The sequence below is a fragment of the Methanomethylovorans sp. genome (assembly GCF_041447285.1).
GTDB lineage: Archaea > Halobacteriota > Methanosarcinia > Methanosarcinales > Methanosarcinaceae > Methanomethylovorans.
Map to the genome: position 1 here is coordinate 56,796 of NZ_JBGMEB010000009.1, position 21,072 is coordinate 77,867.

Consider the following 21,072-nt stretch of genomic DNA (forward strand, 5'->3'; position numbering starts at 1 on the left):
TATTAAACTACGTAAAAGCATAAACAATTGTACAGTTTGTACAAAACCATAACATCGATAGTTATATATATAGTTTCTCTGAACTCATCATATCTTGAAACCCATTATACCAGAGAATGAACGTTCTGCAGAACCTCTTGATACAGAAATGATCATATATCATCCGGATATGAAGCGTGCAAATGAGTGGATACTGACTGAGTACCAACCACCTGTCCGGGATTTCTGCATATTTGTACCCTGTGCAAAAAAGAAGCCATATCATGAAAGCCCATCGCACAAAATATTTGACAGATTGATTTTTGGAATACTGGAACCTGAACTGGTGCATATTGTAGTATTCGGCACATGTGGCATCACTCCCCGAGAACTAGACACCCAATACCCATTCATGGATTATCAATTCATGATGGGAAAATGCAATGTGTCAAAGATAAAGCGTGATTTTATCAAGATGGAAAGTGAAAGAATTGCACGTTACCTTGAAAAAACAAAAAATAATTACAAATATAGAATAGCATATTGTATAGGTGACTTCAGAACAGCAATGGAAAAAGCTGTTGAAATGACATCTATACCTGTCACGATAGTTCCAAAAATAGAAACTATAGAGAAGAACATCCAACCAGCTAAGAATTTTATCTACGGAAGCCTCAATCAGAAAGACTATTTGCAGGACCTGGCAGAAGCTATTAGCAAACCTCTTGGTAAATTAGTAGAAGATATCGACGAAAAAGAAGAAGTTATCAATGATAACGACTGGTATGTGTTATAATCATTGACAGTAAAATAAAAAAAGTGTGATAGAGTCACAAACTAATTCAAATTATTCCAGATATGGAGATTGAGCAAGAACCTGCATACCACTATCGCTAATATTGAGAACACGAACTTCGTTGATAGTTCCGGAACCCCTCATCTTCATAACATAGATAGATCGTTGAAGGTTGTTTCCTGCAATAATTCTTCCCAACTTTATAACCGAATCGGCTCCGTATTCCACCATTTCATCAAGCCCGTACATAGCTCCTACTGTAATAACAGAAGTAACATCATGCTTCCGGAATACGCCAAATACATCATCTATGAGTGTCCTTAGCTTATAATTGGATTCAATTGCAAGGAATAGAGCTTCAATAGAATCGATAAATATCCTGGTAGGCTTAAGTTCTTCGATCTTGCTTTCCACAAGTTTCTTAAAACTCTTGATTAGTTCAGATGGTGCTATCTCCACGCTTTTCTGTAACCTCAGACTTGGGTCTGTGATATCGACAAAGACTAGCAAACCTTTCTTAACATAGTCTTCTAATTCCCAGCCAAATGAAGTATTCATTTCCCTGACAATGGACTTTGATTCCTCAGAAGTGATTATACACATCACTTTTTCGCCTTTCTTTGCTCCTTCAAGGATAAACTGAGTTCCAAATATTGTCTTTCCTGTACCTGAATCACCAGACACCACGTTTGCCGTACCTTTGAAATATCCGCCACGTAGCATCTCATCCAATCCCGGAATACCCGTATTTACCCTTTCTTTGATATCTGCGTTAACCATTTAACCACCTATGAAAGTCTAGGCACATTTGTTATTTCATTTGTAACTTTTTAATGCTATCGTCAATGACTCAAATGAATTCATGTATATATTTAGCATTATAATATATAAAATAGTGTTTTGCGTTGTAAGAGAGACTAAAGAAGTATACAATCCATTCATTAGACTAACATCGAATCATTCTGTATGATTTATCGTTGCAAAAGCAAGGCTTAATATTGTTCAAAAGAAATAAACAGTTTTCTAGTGCATAGAGAAATAGCAGAGACTGCAATAGTATTATTTTAACTCAGGAGATGAGTATAAAGTAGGCATCGCAGTTAACCCGCGAATACCCATCCAATAAGTAACACAATCTTGTAAGATATAACTCTCATTCCAAAGAACAAAAGGTGAAGATCATGCCAGATATAGAAGAAATCGAAAATAGCGAGAAAGAAATTATTCGAAAAGTGGTTGCAGGAGAGATATCTTTTCGAAACATCGAAAAAATGGCAACAACAGTGGACTCAGCAATATCCATTCGCAGAAATGCTCTAGAAGAGATCACTAAAACCAGATTTGAAAATATACAGCATTGCACACTCGATACTGCGATAGCAACAAAGCGCAATATCGAAAATATGATCGGTGCTGTACAGATACCTCTCGGAGTAGCAGGTCCTGTAAAAATAAGTGGAGAATTTGCCAAGGGGGATTTCTATTTACCCCTTGCAACTACTGAAGGAGCACTAGTGGCAAGCACCAATAGAGGATGTTCGGCCATCTACGGCTCAGGTGGAGCAAATGTGCGCATATTCCACGAAGGAATGACCAGAGCACCGGTATTTAAACTTAAGGACGTAGTTCAAGCAAAAGAATTTGTAGATTGGATAAGACGACCAGACATCTTTGCTCAGATGAAGGAAAAAGCAGAAGGAACTACAAGGTTTGGCAAGTTATTATCTGTAGAACCCTATGTTACAGGAAATACAGTATACCTGCGATTCGTATTCGACACTAAAGATGCTATGGGAATGAACATGGTGACCATCGCAACTGAAGCTATTACACACCTCATACAGGATGAGTTTGGTGCCATACCCCTATCAACTTCCGGCAACATGTGCATAGACAAAAAACCAGCAGCCATCAATTCGATACTAGGCAGAGGAAAAACAGTAATAGCCGATACCACCATCCCGGCAAAAATTGTGGAAGAAAAGCTTAAATGTAGGCCCGAAATGATGGCTGAAGTTAATTACCGTAAGAATTTGCTGGGATCTGCAAGGGCCGGAGCTCTCGGATTCAATGCACATTCCGCCAATATAGTAGCAGCGTTGTTCCTAGCATGTGGACAAGATGCAGCCCATGTTGTAGAGGGTAGTACAGCAATTACAACAATCGAAGTTACAAAAAGTGGTGATCTTTATTGTTCAGTGACAATGCCAGCTTTACCTGTGGGTACTGTGGGAGGAGGTACTGGACTAGGTAGCCAGAAAGATTGCTTGAAACTTCTGGGTGTGCAAGGGCCAGGAGAACCAGCCGGTTCCAATTCTAAGAAATTTGCTGAGATCGTTGCTGCAGGAGTACTAGCAGGAGAGATCTCACTTATCGCAGCTCAAGCGGCAGGTCATCTTGCCAGAGCCCATGCAGAACTTGGCAGATAAAGAGAAAAATGAACGTTAAGATATTGCAGGATAACCTGCAATTTTTTATCAGTTGTTAGAGAATATCTTTTGCCTGCTGTAGCTTTTGTGTGCATTCTTCCATTTTCTGGGCAGCTTCGAGGATCTTTTCTGCTACTTCAGCATAGCCGGCTTCTCCGATCTTCCTGCCCCACTCATTAAAGCTCTTCACGTGGCTTTCATTATGCTCTATCCAGTGTTCCATCAGATGGTGTATCCTATGTTTGTCGATATTTTCTGTCAATAAATCACTTCCTTTCATAACTCCCGCGGATCGGTGATGCAGCCATTGATAGCTGAGGCTGCAGCTGTGGCGGGCGATACTAGATAAACATAACCTCCGGAGCCCATGCGTCCTCTGAAATTACGGTTAGCTGTAGATAAGCAGACCTCACCCTGGGCTATAACACCCATATGACCACCCAGACATGGTCCACACCCAGGCATACCAACAGTAGCTCCTGCCTCAAGCAGTGTAGTAAGCGTACCGTTAATTGAAGCCTCTTTCATCACTTCTCTAGAAGCGGGAATAATAATTGTCCTTACTGCAACCTTTTCACCTTTCAGGATACTCGCAGCAAGCTCCAGATCTTCGAGTCTTCCGTTGGTGCAGGTACCTATAAAGATCTGATCAACCTTCGTTTCCGGAACTTCAGATACACTCACCACATTGTCGACCTGATGAGGGAGAGCAACCTGTGGCTCTATATCTGAAGCGTTTATATGAAACTCCTTCACATAAGTTGCGTCTTCATCTGCGTATACCGGTTCGTAGTCATCTGCCGCTCTGCCTTTTAGATAATCAAAGGTAACCTTATCCGCAGGAACTATGCCGGCCTTGGCACCCATTTCTATTGCCATATTGCTCAAAGTCATTCTGCCAGATATTGAAAGATCGGAAATCGTCTGACCATAGAATTCCATTGCTTTGTATGTAGCACCGTCTGCACCTACTTTACCAACTATATGCAGAGTCAGGTCTTTTGCTGTTACAAATTTTCTCAAGGAACCTTTACTTGTGACCTTTATTGTCTGGGGAACCTTGAACCAAAGCTCTCCCGTAGCAAATATTTCAGCCATGTCAGTTGCACCAACACCAGTACCAAACGCTCCGAATGCCCCATAGGTACATGAATGAGAATCTGCACCTACAATGAGTTTGCCTGGAAGTGCAAAACCTTGTTCTGGCAACACCTGATGACATATGCCACTGCCCACGTCATAAAAGTGCTCTATTCCCTGTTCAGAGATCCATTTACGAATATCAGAATGCAACGAAGCTGTATTCTCATTGTTAGCAGGTACAAGATGATCAAACGGTATTACGATCTTTGATGGATTCCACACAGAACTAATACCCATCTCTCTAAAAGCGCGAACCGCAAGTACACTTGTACCATCATGCGCCATAGCATAGTCTATCTTTGCCATAACAAAATCATCGGCCTTTGCATCCTTACCTGATGCCCGGCTAAATATTTTCTCGCTGATAGTGCCCAAGAGAAAAACTCCGTATATAATGTTTAATTACAGTTAATTAAATCGTTTCCTTCATGACCTGATGTATCATAAAATCTTCGATAGAGTAATGAAAATGTCAGATCAAAGAACAGCTTCAAGTTCAAGAAGGCCTTTTGTAGATAAGATACTACAAAAAGCTAAACTAAAAGGTTTATGTCAGGCTTTTGAGCCTTTCGATGCTTTCAAGCACTGACAGTTTTTGATACATTACATCAGTTTCGATCCGCTGAATAATGTGGTCCAAAGGAACGACAAGTTTGTAGAGCTTTACAGGCCTTCCTTTACCTTCTGTCTTCTTTTCTTCGCGAACCTCGATCCAATTGTTGTCGCAAAGATATCTCATTGCAATACTTACTTCAGGTTGCCTGAGACCTGCTTTCTTTTCAATGGTCCTTGATGTGACCTCTTCACCTGTTGAAAGACAAGCAAGAACAAGGGCAACTGAACGGTTCATATTCAGTTTGCGTAAGAGTTCCACCATTTCAAATTCGCGTTCACCAATCTGTTCCGTTTTTCCGTTATTCATAGCATCACCATACTGTAGTGCTGTTTTCTAGAACATTATAGTGCCATCATACTGTAGTACTATTTTCTAGATATTATATTGGTAATAATCAATGTTTAGTTATAAGTTTATTCCAAATTATTTATATATAAAAAGAGTAGATGGTTTTCTCATTATTATGAGCACCTTTTTATAAAGTGAAGAAGAATATAACCTTACAAGAGAACAATGAATTTTCTATTAAAAAGACATTCAACTAGAATATGATATAAATACATAAAACAAAACAACGAGAAATTGTATTCAGCATATTAGAAGTAGTGGGCCCGCTGCGATTCGAACGCAGGACCTCACGGTTATCAGCCGTGCGCTCCACCGAGCTAAGCTACGGGCCCATTTGGATAAGTAACGTGCTTAATCACGCGACACTCCAAATACGCATACAGGTACTTTAACATTTCGCTTTGAATTTGGAGAACATTGTTTGTTTTTAGAGGAAGAACAATTTAATAGAAATTTCTAGCGATAACTTTATCTTCAATGATGTAAAGTAAGGTTGCTCAATATGGGCCGGTAGATCAGGGGAAGATCGCTACCTTGGCATGGTAGAGGCCTCGGGTTCAATTCCCGACCGGTCCATAAAAAAAGTTTTTACAATTCTGTGCCGTTACTGCTTTTTTGTGTTCTATGTATAATATAACCTAGTACATACTGTAACAATCAATAAGATTTCTATTTTCATAATGAATAAGCCCTTTTTGAGAGAGATGTTCGCTTCAACTAAAAACCTGCCATACGGCATGATATTATAGCAAAGGCACCATATTTGCACAATATTAATATAATTTTAATTATATAACATGTTTTCTGGCATTATAGTGGCTTAACATAATCATCCTACCACTCTACTCCAAACCCAGTTAAGCCACATTAATGCTATTTTGAAATGCATAACATTGGAGGTGAAACGAATGACAATGAAAGAGCAAAAGAAGACAGAATCCAAGAAAACAGAAAAAGTAGAAGCAGGTCATCACGCATGTTCATGTTCTTGTGGATCACACAAAAAGAAGTGAATATCTAAACCAAACACTACTTAACAGTGGGAGAGAAAACTCCCATCCTTTTCCTAAAATAAAGTTGAACGTGATGAGTAGCAGATGATTACTCATCGATAAAACTCATTTTGAATTTGATTTTTTAAATATACAAGGACACTATTCAGTGCAACTTCGATTCTACCAATATTTATTTTATATGAGAATATGTCAATTTAAAATTAAGTATATTTTAAAAAATATATTTAATATCATTAGAATTTTAGAGTAATTTTAAATATAACTTAATGTAAGGTACCATGAAAATACAACGGAACAATAAAACAACTATAATTACTCCATAAATCATGGAGTGGATGGTAAAATGCAAATTAAGTTAAGTAAATTGGTCTGTATCGCTTTTATATTATTTTCTTTTTTGATAACAACGGGAGTAAGCTCGGCACTCACAATTACAACTGGTGATCAAACAGTAACTGAGAATGATCTACTGAGTTTTACTGTGGCTACTGACAACATTAATGCCACAATAACAGTTGATGAAGCAACAATCCCATATGGAGCTCATTTTGCTTCGAACACTTTTAGCTGGACTCCAGCCGCTGGCGCTGCAGCTGAAAGCCCTTATGAAGTTACATTTTATGCAGAAGCTAATGGTGAAACAATAAATAAGCCTATAAAAATCAACATTATTGGATTGGATAAAACTGCCTTGGAAAATGCAATTGCAACTGCTAATACAAAGATATCAACAGCTGTTGTCGGAGTGGAAGTGGGGCAATATCCTCAAACAGCATATGACACATTCCAAACAGCAATAAATGCAGCACAGGCAGTTGCTGACAGTACCACTGCAACACAAACACAGATAAACCAAGCTGTAACTACCCTGCAAGCAGCTCAAACAACATTTGATGCTGCAAGAATCACATCCGTTGATAAAACTGCATTGACAGCAGCCATTACAGCTGCAAATACAAAAGTGGCAGCTGCAGTAGCAGGAACAGGAATTGGACAGTATCCGCAAACAGCAATAGATACTTTTAAGGCAGCAATTGCAACAGCTCAGGTTGTTGCTGACAGTACAACTGCAACACAAACACAAATAAGCCAGGCATTAACTACCCTACAAGCAGCTGAAACAACATTTGATGCTGCAAAAGTAACTGGAGCTGCGTCTGTAACGAACCTTAGAGAGAGCGCTACCGGAACAAACTGGATAACCTGGACTTGGACTAATCCAACAACAGATTTTAGCCATGTGATGATTTACATCGATGGAACATTTATTACAACCACAACCAGCCAGTTATATAATGCAACAGGTTTTGCTGAAGGAACAGTGCACACAATTGGTACTCAAACTGTAGATACTAACGGGAACGTCAATCCTACAGTTGTAAGCGATCAGGCAACAACTAAAATTAGAGACGTGACAGCTCCCGGAACTGTAACTAACTTACATGAAACTAATGCTGGTGCAAGCTGGATATACTGGACATGGACTAAACCTGCAGATGCGGACTTTAGTAATGTGAGGATATATATTGATGGAGCATTCGTTACAACTACTACCAACAATTATTATAACGCAACTGGGCTTACTAATGGAGCAGAACATACCATAGGTATCGAAACTGTTGATACTTCAGGAAATATAAATACTGCACAGGTAAGTGATGCCGCTACTACGCTAAAGCTGCCAGTTATTTCAAATGTTGCAGGAACAAACATTAAAGCTAATTCCATCACGCTTAAATGGGATGCTTCAGAAGACACAACAAGTGTACAAATAAGCCAGAATGGAGCTCTGCTTGCAACTGTAAATGGATCAACATATGTACATAGCAATCTTAACAAATCCACAACATACAACTACACACTGGTCCCTTACAATCAAAATGGATTGAAAGGTGAAGCAGTAAGTATTAGCCTAACAACATCCTCTTCAAGCAGCAGTGGAGGAAGCAGCGGAGGAAGTAGTAGCAGCAAAAGTAGTAGCGGTGGCGGAGGCGGCGGTGCTACAAGTGTTGAAGACCTCGCAAATGTCGCAGTGAAAGACGTAAACAACCAATATCTAAGGATTAATACTAATGTTACCTACGAGTTTGCAAGACCAGGTAATGACATCCTGTCAGTTAGTTTCTATTCCCTGAAGAACTCTGGTGAGATCACCTCGACTATAGAAGTTCTGAACAACAGATCAAAGCTTGTCAACACCAACCCCGAAGGACTTATATGTAAATACATCAACATATGGGTAGGTAAAGCTGGTTTTGCCACATCCAATAATATAAAGGATGCACGGGTGAAATTCAAGGTGAATAATTCTTGGATGCAAGAAATGGGAATTACCACCGACGACATAAAACTGCAGAGGTATAACGGTACCGCATGGGAAGTATTACCCACCACATTAGAGAACAACACCACTAGTTATTCCATATTCGAAGCTCGGACACCAGGATTTTCTCCATTTGCGATTACAGCCGTAAAGGCCCTTGCGGCAGTAAATAATGATATTGACAATAGTACTACTAACACAAATGTAGAAGATATTGGACTGGAAGGCACTGAAAACGGAAAATCAAGGATATGGACATACATCATGGCATTCCTCCTGATAGCTATAATTGCTATCGGATATGAATACATGAAGAAACAAAATAATTGATGTCCATACACTATGAAACTCGTAGAATGTATTTGAATAAAAAGCAATGCAACCACAAGTCATTTTCTGGCCTATGGTTGCAATCATTTTTTTACTAGTACCTTGACCCTTTTGATGTGGGAAATTTAACTATTCTTACTTCCTAAAAAGGGAATGTAATTGGCTATGTATTGCCCGTACCTGGTGGAAGCATAATAGCTAAGACAACCAAGAAGTGCACCAGCTAAAAAATCCGTTATCCAGTGTATGCCTAAATAGAAAATAGTAAACTGGATGGCCAGAGTTACTAAAACGGCAAATACCTTGAATCTTTTAAAATCCGTTCTGAATACAACAATGAGCATTGCCATAACAGACAAAGCAGCATGCAGACTGGGAAAACAATTGTCAAGAAGAGGATCGACTACACTTAACCCTTCTCTGACGATAGGATCAAGATTGTACAACAATGGCACCACATTAGGAAGGGAATAACCCGTAACTTTGACAGGCGCGAAGATATAAAATGGAAAAGCTGTAAGGTATATTAAAATAAAAGCAATCGAGAATTCCTGCAAAACTTTGAACTGTCGTGTGAGTATGAGTAAAAGAAAAGTAAATATTAACAGATACGAGAAGCCGCATAAGTATATGAAAGCACTGACATATGTCAGTGTTGGATTGATAACCATCTGGAAATAGCTTACCTTGCTTCCCTCAAGCAGCATAATATATTGTGCCAACTGCGGAAAATATACCATCTTAGGCTGCATTGAAAAAATAACCTGAGATTTCATGAGCAAATAGATAAATCCAGCAAGGATAAGATAAGGATAAACATGTGGAGATGTGATTTCATCCTTAAAATTCTTCAATCCCTCAAACTTTTTCCTGTGGCCTTGCGGCAAGAAAACATAGTAGCCTACAAACGTCATTAAAAAAATAATGGAAATTAATAACAACTGAAAAAGAATAGCCCTCATGGATATCCTGCCTTGAAGATGTTTTCTTTTCGAATTACTCTATACACTATATATTATTGTCTCATTGAATTTAAACCTGGTACAATACAAGAATAAATATAAAATAAATAGACTTGAATTTTAAATAACTTTTTATCATATTAACCCTTCCTTCTCCCAAATTTACATGAGGTGAGAGAATGAAGAGAATTGGTTTAATCCTTATAATATTGCTAATAGCTTTTTCAAGTGGTTGTACAGATAATGGCCAATCCAAAATGGTGGAAAAAGGCGATAATGTTAGTGTGGACTATGTAGGAAAATTTGATAATGGTACTGTTTTTGATACATCGTTGATCGATGTTGCAAAGGAAGCAGGACTATACGATGCAAACAGGACCTATGAACCCATGTCATTTGTTGTAGGAACAGGGCAACTTATCAGTGGTTTTGAGAATGGTGTACTTAATATGACCGTAGGCGAGGAGAAAACTTTGAAGTTATCACCCGATGAAGCCTATGGAGAATATAATGAAGAATATCTTGTTCCTGTACCTAAGTCAGACCTTGAAAACGCAAGCATAGTACCTGAAATTGGTAAACAGGTAGGAACATTAATGGGAGTTGCAACCATAGTGGATATCACAGATTCCAATGTAACACTGGACTTTAACTCCCCACTTGCCGGCAAGAATTTAACATTTGATGTTACAGTTGTTTCTATCGAGAAAGCTAGTAAAGAATAACACTTTACTACCTTCTTTTTCGAGTAATTTGGCATTCGATGCGACAAATATATTTTTTATTATTTATAATACACCTCCATTCAAAATAGATTTATCCGCATATATGAGGTGTCGACAATAGAGAAAGAAGAAAAAGTAATGATAGTACTATTAATGATGGTACTCTTATCGTTATCTATAGCTTATTTTGCCTTTTATAATGATACAACACAGATTCCAGAATATAGTACCTCATCAAAAACAGGAGATAAAGTATACCTAGAAGGTACTGTAATATCTGAACATTTAACTAAAACTGGCGGCCATCTGTTATTAGAAGTGGAACATGGTTCTGATAGAACAAAAGTATTTGTTTCCAAGGATAGTGGAGCTCAAGAAGTTGCTTCTATTCTTTCTGAAAATAGCAAAGTGTACGTAACAGGAGAAGTTCAGGAATATCAAGGTGAACCAGAGATTGTGGTCCAGGATATCAATGACATTAAAGTGATTTAAAAACTAAAAGGTAAATACAAAAGTAAAGAGGTCCGGCAAACATATATGTAAAAAAAAGCATCCTAAAATACATGAAAGCGTGTATCATGTGCGGTGGGGAAGGAACCAGGCTTCGCCCTTTGACATTCGAACGGCCTAAACCAAGCATACCCATACTCAACAAACCTTCTGTGGTCCATCTTATTGAACGTTTAGCAGATGAAGGATTTACTGATATTGTAATTACTCTTGGATATATGGCTGAGAAGATCGAAGAGCAATTAGGTGACGGGAGGATATATGGAGTTCATATCGATTATGTATATGAAGACCAAAAGCTTGGTACAGCCGGTGGTGTAAAGAATGCCGAGAAGTACTTGAAAGGCGAACCTTTCCTTGTACTTGGCGGAGACCATGTGCTTAACCTGAACCTTAGAGAATTATATCGCTTCCATGAACGTACGGATGCTAAAGTCACAATCGCACTCCTTTCCATCGATGATCCGAGAGAATTTGGTATTGCAGACATGGATGTTAATAACAGGATCCATCGCTTTCTGGAAAAACCAGGACCTGGAGAGATATTCAGTAACCTTGCAAGTACAGGCATATACATGTGCGATTCAGATGTCCTGGATATGATACCTGAAAATCAGGCATATGATTTTGCACGTGACCTTTTCCCAAAGCTCCTTAAAAAAGGAGATAGAATTAATGGATTGCTTGCCAGAGGTAACTGGACAGACGTGGGTAGCCCGGCTGCTTATAGGCAAGCACAGCGCTGGATGCTTGCAGAACTTCCCGGAACTCTGATAGAAGGACGCTTTACTACCAAGGATGCCCGCATCAATGGACCCCTACACCTTGGACATAATGTATCAGTAGGGTCAAACTCAGCAATAGTAGGACCTATTGTAATAGGTGAGAACACAGTGATCGGAGATAACGTACTTATAGGACCCTACACAACCATTGGTTCCAATTGCAAAATAGACGATGACACCAGGATATTGTCATCCTATATATTTAATGATGTGAACATAGGAAAGAACACAAATGTGTCAGGCAGCATCATAGATAACCGCACAGTAGTCGGAAACAACTGCAGTTTAGAGAATGGAACGGTTATTGGACCTGATGTGATAATAGGTGATGGGGCAACAGTACATTCTGACGTAAGGATATGGCCAAAGCAAATTATAAAAGAAGGGATCAAGGTAAAGGAAAGTATTACCATTTGCCCGTAATATTTTTTCATATTGCCTTCGAGCTGTGCGAATATGAACAAATTAAAAAAATGGATATTAATATCGCTGCTCATCAGCTTTATATCAGGTGTTCTGGCAATAGCATTAACTTTTGATGCCAGTACTTTTGATGCTATAATTCAGATCAAAAGTGAATACATTATTTTAGCAGTGATGTTGCATATTTTATCATTATTTCTACAAGGAATCCGGATCAAGTCTATGTGTGAAGCCTTGGGGTACAACATTAATATCAAAGATGCTACCGAAATTGTAACTTCAAGCATGTTCATAGCAGCTATCACTCCTGCAGCAGTAGCAGGGGAACCTTTACGTGTTCATTTATTAAATAGAAGGGCTATCCCTCTTGGGAAGGCAACAGCTGTGATCCTTGGAGAAAGATTAATGGATGGACTCCTCATATTATCACTTGCCCCGATTGCTCTGTATGTGATGAGAGGAGTATTGGCCAGTAGTGGCGCAAATGCAAGCATCGATGCGGCCCTTATGATAGGCGAGATCGTTCTGCTATGCCTGTTTTCACTATTGATATATGGACTTTGGAAACCAAAACAGACTCGTAAGGTCATGTATTTTCTTGTTAATCGCTTTGCTCCATTAATTGGAAAAAAGAAAGAAGCGATGTTGCCCAGAATACTTGAACGCGTTGATACAGAACTTGAACACTTGCACGATAGTGTTGCAATATTTGTAAAAGAAGGAAAATACGGCATATTAGTAGGTATGATATGCACTGTTTGTGTATGGGCACTGGACTTTTCGGTACTGCCGGTAATCCTCCTTGGATTGAACCAGCATTTTCAACCTCTTGTAGCCTATGCATCTCAAGTTGTCCTCATGGTTATAATGGTAGTATCCATTACACCAGGTGCTGGAGGAGTTGCCGAACTTGGTGCTTCGACACTATTCTCATTCTTTGTAGGCTCTTCATTACTTGGAATAGTTGTTGTGGCATGGAGAGCGATTACATTCTACATGAACCTTGCAGTAGGCGGATTTGTAAGCCTGAAAATAATCAAAGATACTGATTATATCAAACGACTTTTCAAATAAAAAAACTTAAACCTATAGTTGTATGTATTTAAGGATATCAGTACCCACACTTGTTTTACTGATTAGTTCCTGAGCGTCCATATAAGGCCTTTCCCTGAATATCTTCGCTGCCATTACCTTACCCAGACCAGGAACTCTTTGTAAAAGATCCAGTTCTGCGTTGTTAATATCAATTGGGTAGGGTATTGCAGTAATAGAACGGAAACCATGATCAACTACAGTTACGTCCATGTACTGCCCAATTCCTAGATTTGAGGGAAGACCAATAAGTAAAGGATAAGAACCCATTTGGCGTCCGAAAGTTGTATTTCCGTCATTTACTTCCAGTAACACATTTCGAAGGATTGTCCCTGCAGGAACCAGTTTGCGCAGCATAGGAAGATCGATCTCCTTCCTCACTTTCTCCTTATATCGCAGGAATTCTTTCTTATGCTTAGCAACTGCCGCATCATTCCCAAACATTGGAGTTCCCTCAAAAGCCATAACCTGCCTGATATTGATTCGGCGAAGCAACAATCCAGAATCAAGTACCTTTTTTAGAAAATCATAATTGAGTCTGAAAGTTTCTTTTGTTTCCCCCATCAGCCCATGCACGAAATTAAGACCCGGAAGAAGTTCAGGCATACCACTTGCCCCTCTTTTTGCTCCTATTTTATTAATAAGTTCTATAGCACTGAACATCTCATCCGGTGATACCTTAAGGCCATTTCTTTTTATCACTCCAGGGTCAGCACTTTCCATACCCATGGCAGCTACATCCCCTGATGTGTGATATTTGACGATAGTACTCAGTATCTGCCTGCTCTCCTCGGGGAAAGCAGCTATTGTTGCAGGATTTGCATTATCCATGTGCAATACCTGAAGATCAGGTGCTACCTGCCTTATTCCCATATAAAGAGATTCAATTGCTTCGGGATTTGGAACAGGTAAGTCTCCCCCCTTATCGTTTGACTGGTAAGATAATAGATCAGGTTGTCTTCCAATGCGAAAATGCCGTGAACCTTCTTGATACAGGGCCTGAACCTCGAGAATTACATCATCCACAGGCCGATGAGCCGGCTTTCCATAGAAAGGCTCCGTACAGAAAGAACAATGCTTTTTACGCCCACAACCCCTGTAAGTCTCAAGCTCGCACATCACATTTGGATAATCCGGATGCTGCCGGATAATGAAAGCTCCTTTAGTTCCCCATCTTCCGATCTCCTGAACTGACCTTAAACGTTCTATTACATTTGCAGGATCAGTTAACTTCCCATCCCTGACCAGATCATATACAAATGCCTCTACATCTGCCCTACAACAAAAGGCATTTCCCAACCCGGATAGAATAGATGCCTTTTTCCCACCTTCCGAACTAAAACCCAATCTTATAGGTCCACCTATTACTACCTCGCCTGTTACAGTTCGGATAATACTATGCAATTCCTGTAAGTTTATGGGTGTGGAGCGAAGGTACTTCCCTGGTACGGTCATCCCGGCAATGACTACAACAAGATCTGCTTCCTTGATGATCTTTTCATGATATTTGGGGTTGATCCTTATGCTATCAATAGCCGAATAGAATATATCCTGCGTATGAATTCCCTGCTCCCTCATTGCTCCTGCAAGATACCTGATATAGGGAGAAATATAAGGAGGAACGCCAAAACAGGCTGGTTCATCCACATAACCATCAATAATAAGTGCTTTCATTATTCCTCGGAAGACATTTATTGGGGATTTGTGTCCACATCAAAATTATCATGCATAAACCTGGTTGCCTATTTATATATCTTGCACATAAACCTACTCACTTTGTAACCCAATACCATGAGGTTATCATATGAGAAGCGATAAGACCAAAAAAGGAATTGAACGTGCACCAAACCGTTCTCTGCTCAGGGCAACAGGCCTGACAGATGCCGAAATGGAAAGACCATTCATTGCAGTGGTCAACTCATGGACCGAACTGATACCAGGACACATTCATCTGGACAAGTTATCAGAAGCAGTAAAGGCCGGCATCAGAAGTGCAGGAGGAGTTCCTTTTGAGTTTCACACCATCGGTATCTGCGATGGGATAGCAATGGGTCACGAAGGGATGAAATATTCCCTTCCAAGCCGTGAAGCTATCGAAGATTCCATTGAACTTGTGCTCCAGGGACACCAGCTGGATGCAATGGTCATGATAACGGCATGTGACAAAATAACCCCTGGACATCTAATGGCTGCTGGAAGACTTGATATCCCCACCATTGTTGTGACCGGTGGTCCAATGATGCCAGGATTCGTGGATGACGAGTACAGAGACCTAATATCTGTCTTTGAAGGAGTAGGAGCATGTCGCTCAGAGAAAATGGCTGATGATAAGCTCCAGCAACTTGAGGAATGTGCATGTTCAGGAGCAGGATCATGTGCAGGAATGTATACAGCCAACACAATGGCATGCATGACCGAAGCCCTTGGCCTTAGCCTTCCAGGTTGTGCCACAGCACACGCAGTAGATGCGAAGAAGATACGTCTGGCTAAATCCTCCGGTGAGCGTATAGTAGCAATGGTCAAGGAAGGGCTCACTGCCCGCAAGATAATCACTATGGAAGCCTTTGAGAATGCTATAATGGTTGATATGGCAATAGGAGGAAGCACAAATACCACATTGCATTTGCCTGCCATTGCACATGCTTTTGGAATGCAGCTGACACTAGATTCATTTGATAAGCTTAGTCGCACTACGCCACACATTACATCTCTGAAGCCCGGAGGCATAAACTACATGCTGGACTTTGACAGGGCGGGGGGCATACAGGCTATCATGCAAAAGCTTAGACCAAAATTACATCTTGACCAGATGACAGTTACAGGAAAAACTGTTGGTGAGAACCTGGATGGCTTTGTAGTCCTTAATCCAAAGATGAATGCACAGGTCATTAAGACACTTGACTCACCCTTCCATGAAGAGGGTGGAATTGCAGTACTTAAAGGAAGTCTTGCACCGGATGGTTCAGTGGTCAAACAGGCTGCAGTCAGTCCAAAGATGCTAAAACACAGCGGTCCTGCAAAGGTCTTTGACAGTGAGGAAACTGCAATGTCAGCCATCATGGCTGGTAAAATAAAAGCTGGCGATGTCGTAGTAATTCGCTATGAAGGACCAAAGGGTGGCCCGGGAATGAGGGAAATGCTTTCCCCTACATCTGCAATTGCAGGAATGGGACTCATAGAATCAGTAGCTCTTGTTACTGATGGCAGATTCTCTGGTGGTACACGTGGCCCATGTATCGGTCATATATCTCCTGAAGCGCAGGAAGGTGGACCCATAGCGCTAGTGCAGGACGGAGACATTATAGAAATAGACATCCCTGCAAGAAAACTTGACCTCAAAGTATCCCAGGAAGAACTGGCAAAAAGAAAAGCTATGTTCAAAGCTCCTGAGAAGAAAGTCACTGGCTACCTCGCAAGATACAGAAAACTTGTTAGCTCGGCCAGCAAAGGTGCTATTTTTGAATGATGTGCGGGATTTAACCTGCACTATAATCTATTTTTTATTCCTTGTAATATTGTACATTCGAATTCTCATATGAATATAAAAAATCACTCCTGAGCCTAGTGTTCCATACGACAGCCTGGCTTTTAATTATCTATTTTCAAGATTCAAGAAGCCTCATCGATATAAAAACCAGCAGCCCAAGTGTTGCACCCAAATAAATCCAGCGGATATATTTTCTTCCTAAATCCTTATTTCCTGGGTCCTTATTATCATTAGATTCCAATAATCTCAAAGATGAATAAGCAATAGAAGCATCCATTATTGCGATTGGAACCAAATAAATGACATGTAACCACCGTAGTATAAAAGGAATAGATGTCAGCAGAACAACAAAAAAGAAAATGTAACAGCTAGTTTGGATAGCAACTTGTTTTCCATATTTTATTGCCAGTGAATTAGAATTGATAAGAAGATCGCCTTGTACATCCATTGCATCGGCAGCAATTTCTTCTCCCAGATCTATTAATGCGGCAATTAAGCCAAAAATCCAGACAATATTATTAAAGGGCAATCCGACAGATACACCACCATAAATAAAGGTCATCCCGACAGAAAAACTAACCATTAAATTTCCAGGCAACCCGCTCTTTTTATATGTTCTGTTATAGAGAAATCCAACAATCAATAAAATAAAAGAGACTAATAACACTATAACACTAATCAAATAACTCAGGATGATACCACATAGCATGAGAATTATAGATAGCAACAGAGCTTCTGATGGAGTAACAGCATTTGAAGGGATTGGCCGATGAGGTGCATTGAGTTTATCCGTCTCAACATCAAAATAGTCATTTAATACCAATATTGAAGCTGAAATAAGAAATACTGAAAAAAAACCAAATGTGGTTTCTGAAAAGGATGCAAATCTTCCCAATGCTAAAATTTGCCCCATTACTACGCATACTCCGGCAGAGAATGGAAGTTCAAATCTTAGCAACCTTAGGAGCCCTTGTAGTTTTATGTGACTACGGGACATATTTAGCTCTTTTTTTGATTTATATGTGCTAATTTAAAAATTAACATTAAAGATGGAGTACCCTGTTATAAATTACTATCTATAGGGCTCTCTTGAAAATAATCGGAGTTATGATTTACATTGTGGAGTACCATAAACGCCAAGTAGAGAAGCACGATAAGTAGACACAATAAATATATAAATTGACAAATGTATGAATGTATAACTAAGAACAGATACATGTGAAGTATCTTTTTGCTTTACAGTCATCAAAACAGCAGATAAGGAAGATAATAAATGGAAAAAACACAAATTGAAGAAGCATCTTTGATTCTGGAGACACATCCAGAACCATTGATATTTGACAAAGAAGGCCTTTTTAAAAGAACCATGGATGATGAGAATTTTGCTAGACATTTGATAGCAATTTATCTGATAGAAATGTCAGAATGCCTGAAAGAGTTAAGCATGTACGTGGAAAGAAGGGATTTTAACAATATCAGTTCTTATGCACATAATATAAAAGGAGCTTCAGCCAATATTGGTGGTATGGCTTTGAGCAGCTCTGCTGCAAAAATGGAGAAAGCTGCAATTGAATGCGAATATAATAAGATTGTTAGCATCATGCCAGATATTGAAAAGCAGTTCGATCTCTTAACTGATCGCATCAAAGAGGTATGAAATGAAAATACTAATCGCAGACGATGGGCTTACCTCACGCACTATGCTGCAGGCAGTTATCAATAAGTGGGGTTATGAGGCTATTACCGCAGCCGATGGAAATGAAGCATGGGCCATCATGCAAAAAGATAATGCTCCAAGGCTATTGATACTGGACTGGATGATGCCTGGAATGAACGGTCCGGAGCTTTGCAGGAAACTACGTTCAAAAAGAGCACGTGAAGCTTTTTACATAATCCTTTTGACATCAAAGAATAATCCAAAGGATATCGCCGAAGGTTTGGAAGCTGGAGCAGATGACTACATACCGAAACCATTTGATAATTATGAACTTCAGGCCCGAATCAATGCCGGTATTAGAATGCTTACATATAAAGAAGAAATACTGGAACCTGAAAAAAATAAGCGTGCACTTGATGAAATCAATAAAATATGCCTGGAAATGAGTCAACCTTTGAAATCAGTTCTTGGTTGGTCTGAGATCCTCCTTATGGATCTGCCTGAAAGTGATTCAAATTATCAAGCCCTAAAAACTATTAAGGAAGGGGTAGAAAGAATTGGAAACCTCACCCGAAGAATCGGGCATATCTCAAATATGAATCAAAAGAAGAGTCTGTAGAAACATAGCATGATAATTTATGTGCGGAAAGAGCAATAGATATCACAATGGAACTGATAGGGATCTGCAGTATCTGCGGCACGGCCGGAAAAATGTATACTTGCACCTTTTGTGGAAAAAATGTATGTGCAAGATGCCTTGATAGCAAAAGAGGCATATGTATTCAATGTGCAGGTGCTAGACTTTCCGGATCTGACATAAATTATAGATGAACTCAAATATCCTGACATTAAGGCCTGAGCAGATATTCTACCCCATCTTCGACTTCTACCAGCAAAGAGCGATTTGAGATCATAAGATTTATCTGTGCATCGATTTCTTCTGCGGTGAACTTCTTGGACACAAGTCCTTTGATGATGGACCTTTTAATCCGAGCGCCATGAGGCAAGTACATGAGAATATTGCCTTGAAGGCGTTCGTTCTGGGACATATTGTTTGTATTGACCCTAGAACTATCATTATTCTGAACCTGTGACTGGGGAGTAGCAGATCCAAAAGGAAACTGAGGATGGACTTCCTTCTGCACAAAGGATGGAGGCTGCATTTGGATTCCTTCAGCTGACAGATTTGTAGCAGCAAATGAAGGCATTTGCATATCGTTGTCTGTCGAAGGTACAGACATGGCAGGAAGCATCTCAAAAGGTGATGGGGCAGAATGCCCTCCAGCTTCTGAAAGCTCTGGCATAACAAAAGAAGGAGTGGAAACAGCAGGAACTTCAGGAGAAGCTACAGTAAAAGGACTCGTAGCTGGAGTGGAAACTTCAGATAATTCAGGCATAACAAAAGAAGGAGTGGAAACAGCAGGAACTTCAGGAGAAGCTACAGTGAAAGGACTCGTAGCTGGAGTGGAAACTTCAGATAATTCAGGCATAACAAAAGAAGGAGTGGAAACAGCAGGAACTTCAGGAGAAGCTACAGTGAAAGGACTCGTAGCCGGAGTGGAAACTTCAGATAGCTCAGGCATAACAAACGAAGGAGAGGGATAATTAACTGAGGAAGAGAGACACTCCTTACTCTGAATTGCCGCATCAGAGGCTATTACTGTCGAGCTGGTATACTTTTCGATTGCATCTGCCAGACCAGCTACCTGTTCTTCTTGTATTCCAACGTTTACAACACTGCGGAACGGCGCATTATGTACTTCATCACCATGAACAGGCAGAACCTTATCAGTATCTTGACCAAATAGATTGACCTGAATATCTGCAACATCGCTAAAAGCAGCTACATTGACTTCATTTGCATTGCCAGGAACTTCAGTGCATATTGCACTATTGACCGAAGCATTTAATGAAGCTGGGGTACTGGAAACCTCCACAACATTTTCTGCAGGCATGAATGCCGGAGAAGTTATAGGAGAAGCATTCAAAGACTCGTGATTACTTGTTCCAGTGGACTGAAGCTGTACACCCGAGAACTTATGTTCAATCGAAACGAGCCTTGAAGAAATGGATTGTATTTCATGCTGCAAATCCTCTATATCTCCCGCCAGGCTCTCGTAAGTACTATCTGAAGAGGAGGTGATTCCTTTTAGGAGTTCACCTTCAATCAGTTTCCTTATGAATAGGCTCTTGTTCTCTACCTGGTTCAGTTTATCAAAAAGAGCATCAGACATGCTGATGGTTAATCTTTTCATCACACCGTCTCTAATATATTTATCAAATTATACTTATTTACGTACTAATACTAGATATATATTTTGGATTTGGAACCCAAAAGAAGTAAATAGAGGATAATCTCGAGAGTAAAGAGAGTATATTTTTGAAACTGAAAAAAGCAGAATAAAAGAATAGTGAAACAAAAAATATTTAATCAGGATGGAAAAGCCGTTG

18 protein-coding genes and 2 tRNA genes are annotated in these 21,072 nt (G+C 39.7%); 11 read left to right on the plus strand and 9 right to left on the minus strand.

All coding sequences use genetic code 11. The features are described 5' to 3' along the window. Positions 1 to 94: 94 nt before the first annotated feature. Positions 95 to 775 (plus strand): DUF5591 domain-containing protein, encoded by a 681-nt coding sequence (locus ACC612_RS06410; protein ID WP_371853665.1) that lies wholly within the window; start codon positions 95 to 97, stop codon positions 773 to 775. 51 nt (positions 776 to 826) lie between these two features. Here the strand turns inward: ACC612_RS06410 and ACC612_RS06415 are convergent, their stop codons facing one another. Next, positions 827 to 1,555: an RAD55 family ATPase gene (locus ACC612_RS06415; RefSeq protein WP_371853666.1), complete on the minus strand. Its 729-nt coding sequence runs from the start codon at positions 1,553 to 1,555 to the stop codon at positions 827 to 829. Positions 1,556 to 1,956: 401 nt separating this feature from the next. Here ACC612_RS06415 and hmgA point away from each other — a divergent pair, with 401 nt between their 5' ends. Further along, complete coding sequence (gene hmgA, locus ACC612_RS06420; protein WP_371853667.1) at positions 1,957 to 3,204, plus strand: hydroxymethylglutaryl-CoA reductase (NADPH); 1,248 nt, start codon at positions 1,957 to 1,959, stop codon at positions 3,202 to 3,204. Positions 3,205 to 3,259: 55 nt separating this feature from the next. Here hmgA and ACC612_RS06425 read toward each other — a convergent pair whose 3' ends face one another. The 4 genes from ACC612_RS06425 to ACC612_RS06440 form a co-directional block, all read right to left on the minus strand. Beyond that, the gene (locus ACC612_RS06425; protein WP_371853668.1) at positions 3,260 to 3,484 is read right to left on the minus strand and encodes a hypothetical protein; all 225 of its coding nucleotides are present in this window, start codon (positions 3,482 to 3,484) and stop codon (positions 3,260 to 3,262) included. Further along, positions 3,481 to 4,722 carry a 3-isopropylmalate dehydratase large subunit gene (locus ACC612_RS06430; RefSeq protein WP_371853669.1) on the minus strand — a complete coding sequence of 414 codons (1,242 nt, stop codon included), beginning with the start codon at positions 4,720 to 4,722 and terminating at the stop codon, positions 3,481 to 3,483. The genes ACC612_RS06425 and ACC612_RS06430 overlap by 4 nt, the downstream gene beginning before the upstream one ends. A gap of 172 nt (positions 4,723 to 4,894) precedes the next feature. After that, complete coding sequence (locus ACC612_RS06435; RefSeq protein WP_371853670.1) at positions 4,895 to 5,269, minus strand: transcriptional regulator; 375 nt, start codon at positions 5,267 to 5,269, stop codon at positions 4,895 to 4,897. 300 nt (positions 5,270 to 5,569) lie between these two features. After that, positions 5,570 to 5,643, minus strand: a tRNA-Ile gene (locus tag ACC612_RS06440). 172 nt (positions 5,644 to 5,815) lie between these two features. On the opposite strand from ACC612_RS06440, the gene ACC612_RS06445 reads away from it, so the two are divergent. Both ACC612_RS06445 and ACC612_RS06450 read left to right on the plus strand, forming a co-directional pair. Beyond that, positions 5,816 to 5,887, plus strand: a tRNA-Ala gene (locus ACC612_RS06445). Between the two features lie 783 nt (positions 5,888 to 6,670). After that, a complete protein-coding gene (locus ACC612_RS06450) occupies positions 6,671 to 8,980 on the plus strand; it encodes a PGF-pre-PGF domain-containing protein (protein WP_371853671.1) in 2,310 nt (769 codons plus the stop codon). 125 nt (positions 8,981 to 9,105) lie between these two features. Here the strand turns inward: ACC612_RS06450 and ACC612_RS06455 are convergent, their stop codons facing one another. Further along, complete coding sequence (locus tag ACC612_RS06455; RefSeq protein ID WP_371853672.1) at positions 9,106 to 9,756, minus strand: phosphatase PAP2 family protein; 651 nt, start codon at positions 9,754 to 9,756, stop codon at positions 9,106 to 9,108. A 365-nt stretch (positions 9,757 to 10,121) separates the two neighbouring features. Here ACC612_RS06455 and ACC612_RS06460 point away from each other — a divergent pair, with 365 nt between their 5' ends. From ACC612_RS06460 to ACC612_RS06475, 4 genes are all read left to right on the plus strand, one after another. Beyond that, positions 10,122 to 10,667, plus strand: a complete 546-nt coding sequence (locus tag ACC612_RS06460; protein WP_371853673.1) for a peptidylprolyl isomerase — start codon at positions 10,122 to 10,124, stop codon at positions 10,665 to 10,667. Between the two features lie 108 nt (positions 10,668 to 10,775). Further along, positions 10,776 to 11,159 (plus strand): OB-fold nucleic acid binding domain-containing protein, encoded by a 384-nt coding sequence (locus ACC612_RS06465; protein WP_371853674.1) that lies wholly within the window; start codon positions 10,776 to 10,778, stop codon positions 11,157 to 11,159. 71 nt (positions 11,160 to 11,230) lie between these two features. Further along, positions 11,231 to 12,385, plus strand: coding sequence for a sugar phosphate nucleotidyltransferase (locus tag ACC612_RS06470; RefSeq protein WP_371853675.1), 1,155 nt, complete (start codon positions 11,231 to 11,233; stop codon positions 12,383 to 12,385). 33 nt (positions 12,386 to 12,418) lie between these two features. Next, complete coding sequence (locus ACC612_RS06475) at positions 12,419 to 13,459, plus strand: YbhN family protein (protein WP_371853676.1); 1,041 nt, start codon at positions 12,419 to 12,421, stop codon at positions 13,457 to 13,459. Positions 13,460 to 13,471: 12 nt separating this feature from the next. Here ACC612_RS06475 and ACC612_RS06480 read toward each other — a convergent pair whose 3' ends face one another. Then, entirely contained in the window at positions 13,472 to 15,151 is a 1,680-nt protein-coding gene (locus ACC612_RS06480; RefSeq protein ID WP_371853677.1) for a helix-hairpin-helix domain-containing protein, read from the minus strand. 130 nt (positions 15,152 to 15,281) lie between these two features. On the opposite strand from ACC612_RS06480, the gene ilvD reads away from it, so the two are divergent. Then, positions 15,282 to 16,943 carry a dihydroxy-acid dehydratase gene (gene ilvD, locus ACC612_RS06485; protein WP_371853678.1) on the plus strand — a complete coding sequence of 554 codons (1,662 nt, stop codon included), beginning with the start codon at positions 15,282 to 15,284 and terminating at the stop codon, positions 16,941 to 16,943. A 136-nt stretch (positions 16,944 to 17,079) separates the two neighbouring features. Here ilvD and ACC612_RS06490 read toward each other — a convergent pair whose 3' ends face one another. Continuing rightward, complete coding sequence (locus ACC612_RS06490) at positions 17,080 to 17,922, minus strand: UbiA family prenyltransferase (RefSeq protein ID WP_371853679.1); 843 nt, start codon at positions 17,920 to 17,922, stop codon at positions 17,080 to 17,082. A 315-nt stretch (positions 17,923 to 18,237) separates the two neighbouring features. Between ACC612_RS06490 and ACC612_RS06495 the strand changes: the two genes are divergently transcribed. Both ACC612_RS06495 and ACC612_RS06500 read left to right on the plus strand, forming a co-directional pair. After that, complete coding sequence (locus ACC612_RS06495) at positions 18,238 to 18,621, plus strand: Hpt domain-containing protein (RefSeq protein WP_371853680.1); 384 nt, start codon at positions 18,238 to 18,240, stop codon at positions 18,619 to 18,621. 1 nt (position 18,622) lies between these two features. Continuing rightward, positions 18,623 to 19,240: a PleD family two-component system response regulator gene (locus tag ACC612_RS06500; protein WP_371853681.1), complete on the plus strand. Its 618-nt coding sequence runs from the start codon at positions 18,623 to 18,625 to the stop codon at positions 19,238 to 19,240. Between the two features lie 229 nt (positions 19,241 to 19,469). On the opposite strand, the gene ACC612_RS06505 is transcribed toward ACC612_RS06500, so the two are convergent. Continuing rightward, positions 19,470 to 20,876, minus strand: coding sequence for a hypothetical protein (locus ACC612_RS06505; RefSeq protein WP_371853682.1), 1,407 nt, complete (start codon positions 20,874 to 20,876; stop codon positions 19,470 to 19,472). Positions 20,877 to 21,072: the final 196 nt, after the last annotated feature.